Annotated in this window: 2 rRNA genes; both read right to left on the bottom strand. The window is 58.8% G+C overall.

Annotated elements, in window-relative coordinates:
* Nucleotides 1-53: 53 nt before the first annotated feature.
* Nucleotides 54-170 (bottom strand): 5S ribosomal RNA (gene rrf / locus ACZ4MO_RS18765).
* Nucleotides 171-269: 99 nt separating this feature from the next.
* Nucleotides 270-3,377, bottom strand: a 23S ribosomal RNA gene (locus tag ACZ4MO_RS18760).
* Nucleotides 3,378-3,678: the final 301 nt, after the last annotated feature.

Below are 3,678 nucleotides of genomic sequence, written 5' to 3'. Positions count from 1 at the left end.
TGCGGAAATGCCGAAGGCCCACCCCGTGTGGGGTGGGCCTTCGGTGAAGGGTTGTCCGGCGGCGTCCTACTCTCCCACCCCGTCTCCAGGGCAGTACCATCGGCGCTGAAGGGCTTAGCTTCCGGGTTCGGTATGGGACCGGGCGTTTCCCCTTCGCTGTGACCGCCGTAACTCTGTTGAACCTCCTCGACACCGGGGCACCCCCGGGTGGGGGTGTGGTGTTGGTGGTTCGGGAACCGCACAGTGGACGCGTAGCACAAGAGTGTTTGGTGTTGAAGTTGTCGGCTGATTAGTACCGGTCAGCTGCACGGGTCTTTCGTCCCCGCTTCCACGTCCGGCCTATCGACCCAGTGTTCTGCTGGGTGCCTCTCACCCCGTAGGGTATGGAAACCTCATCTTGAAGCAGGCTTCCCGCTTAGATGCTTTCAGCGGTTATCCCTTCCGAACGTAGCCAACCAGCGGTGCTCCTGGCGGAACAACTGGCACACCAGAGGTTCGTCCGTCCCGGTCCTCTCGTACTAGGGACAGCCCTTCTCAAGTTTCCTGCGCGCGCAGCGGATAGGGACCGAACTGTCTCACGACGTTCTAAACCCAGCTCGCGTACCGCTTTAATGGGCGAACAGCCCAACCCTTGGGACCTACTCCAGCCCCAGGATGCGACGAGCCGACATCGAGGTGCCAAACCATGCCGTCGATATGGACTCTTGGGCAAGATCAGCCTGTTATCCCCGGGGTACCTTTTATCCGTTGAGCGACGGCGCTTCCACAAGCCACCGCCGGATCACTAGTTCCGACTTTCGTCCCTGCTCGACCTGTCAGTCTCACAGTCAAGCTCCCTTGTGCACTTGCACTCGACACCTGATTGCCAACCAGGCTGAGGGAACCTTTGAGCGCCTCCGTTACATTTTAGGAGGCAACCGCCCCAGTTAAACTACCCACCAGGCACTGTCCCTGGTCCGGATCACGGACCGAGGTTAGACATCCGAAGCGGCCAGAGTGGTATTTCAACGTTGACTCCACCCGCACTGGCGTACGGGCTTCACAGTCTCCCACCTATCCTACACAAGCCGCACCGAACACCAATACCAAGCTATAGTAAAGGTCCCGGGGTCTTTCCGTCCTGCTGCGCGTAACGAGCATCTTTACTCGTAGTGCAATTTCGCCGAGTTCGCGGTTGAGACAGCGGAGAAGTCGTTACGCCATTCGTGCAGGTCGGAACTTACCCGACAAGGAATTTCGCTACCTTAGGATGGTTATAGTTACCACCGCCGTTTACTGGGGCTTAAATTCTGAGCTTCACCCCGAAGGGTTGACCCGTCCTCTTAACCTTCCAGCACCGGGCAGGCGTCAGTCCGTATACATCGTCTTGCGACTTCGCACGGACCTGTGTTTTTAGTAAACAGTCGCTTCTCCCTGGTCTCTGCGGCCGTCCACGCTCCCACCGCGAGGGTGTTCACGCTTCGGGCCCCCCTTCTCCCGAAGTTACGGGGGCATTTTGCCGAGTTCCTTAACCACGATTCTCTCGATCGCCTTAGTATTCTCTACCTGACCACCTGAGTCGGTTTGGGGTACGGGCGGCTAGAACCTCGCGCCGAGGCTTTTCTTGGCAGCATAGGATCACCCAGTTCGCGCTTGTGCGCTCACCGTCAGCTCTCAGCCTGTGTGCCGGGCGGATTTGCCTACCCGACGGCCTACAGCCTTGGACGTGGTCTACCATCGCCACGCCGGGCTACCTTCCTGCGTCACCCCTGTTAATACGCTTACCTACTACCGGTTCGGGTCCCGCGCGCCCCTGCCCGGTGACCCCGAAGGGTCGATGGGCAGGTTTGGACGGTTAGCATCACCGGGCTCGGTATGGGCGGTTCTTCGCCGGTAGGAGAATATCAACTCCTTGTCCATCGACTACGCCTGTCGGCCTCGCCTTAGGTCCCGACTTACCCAGGGCGGATTAACCTGGCCCTGGAACCCTTGGTCATTCGGCGGACGGGTTTCTCACCCGTCTTTCGCTACTCATGCCTGCATTCTCACTCGTGTGGCCTCCACCGCTGGGTTCCCCCGCGGCTTCACCGCCCACACGACGCTCCCCTACCCACCTGCGCCTCTGGACCACGAAGGCCTGAGTTGAGCGCAGATGCCACGGCTTCGGCGGTGTACTTGAGCCCCGCTACATTGTCGGCGCGGAATCACTTGACCAGTGAGCTATTACGCACTCTTTCAAGGGTGGCTGCTTCTAAGCCAACCTCCTGGTTGTCTGTGCAACTCCACATCCTTTCCCACTTAGCACACGCTTAGGGGCCTTAGCCGGTGGTCTGGGCTGTTTCCCTCTCGACTACGGAGCTTATCCCCCGCAGTCTCACTGCCACGCTTCCACTTACCGGCATTCGGAGTTTGGCTGACGTCAGTAACCTTGTAGGGCCCATCGGCCATCCAGTAGCTCTACCTCCGGCAAGAAACACGTGACGCTGCACCTAAATGCATTTCGGGGAGAACCAGCTATCACGAAGTTTGATTGGCCTTTCACCCCTAACCACAGGTCATCCCCCAGGTTTTCAACCCTGGTGGGTTCGGTCCTCCACGCGGTCTTACCCGCGCTTCAACCTGCCCATGGCTAGATCACTTCGCTTCGGGTCTAGACCCAGCGACTATGGGCGCCCTGTTCGGACTCGCTTTCGCTACGGCTTCCCCACACGGGTTAACCTCGCCACTGAGCACTAACTCGCAGGCTCATTCTTCAAAAGGCACGCTGTCACCCCAGCCAAGGAGGCTCCAACGGATTGTAGGCACACGGTTTCAGGTACTATTTCACTCCCCTCCCGGGGTACTTTTCACCTTTCCCTCACGGTACTGGTCCGCTATCGGTCACTAGGTAGTATTTAGGCTTAGCAAGTGGTCTTGCCGGATTCACACGGGATTTCTCGGGCCCCGTGCTACTTGGGATCCCCTTCGGGAGGCCGCACCATTTCGTCTACCGGACTCGCACCGTCTGTGGTCCGCCTTTCAATGCGGTTCGACTATGACACGGCTTTCTTACTCCCCGGTGGACTGTCAGATCCACCAGAAGGGTCCCACAACCCCGAACACGCAACGCCTGACAGCTTGAACACGCGCCCGGTTTGGCCTCATCCGCTTTCGCTCGCCACTACTCACGGAATATCTCTTCCTGTCGGTACTGAGATGTTTCACTTCCCGACGTTCCCTCCACACACCCTATATATTCAGGTGCGGGTCACACGACATGACTCGTGCGGGGTTCCCCCATTCGGAAACCCTCGGATCACAGCTCGTTTGCCAGCTCCCCGAGGCTTATCGCAGGCTACCACGTCCTTCTTCGGCTCCTAGTGCCAAGGCATCCACCCTGTGCCCTTAAAAACTTCAACAAAAACAACAAAACTGCAGAGAACCAAGAACCACACCCCAAAGGGTGCGTCTTGATCTTTACAAAGATGCTCGCGTCCACTGTGCAGTTCTCAAACAACCAACGACCCCGACCCCACCAGACCCGCCTACCACCCGAACCCCCCTCCCGAAGAAGAAGGACCCGCGCAGCGGTTCGTGATCCAAGGACCGGCCCGTACCAGGCACCCCACCAACCGGTGGCCGGTGACCTGAGGACCCAACAGTGTGCTCGACAAGCCCCCCAGGTCTCACCCGTGATGTTCCACCACCACCCCCACGAAC

Source organism: Sphaerisporangium cinnabarinum (genome assembly GCF_055567015.1).
Note: the sequence above shows the minus strand (reverse complement) of the source record. Positions and strands in the feature narration are given on the sequence as shown.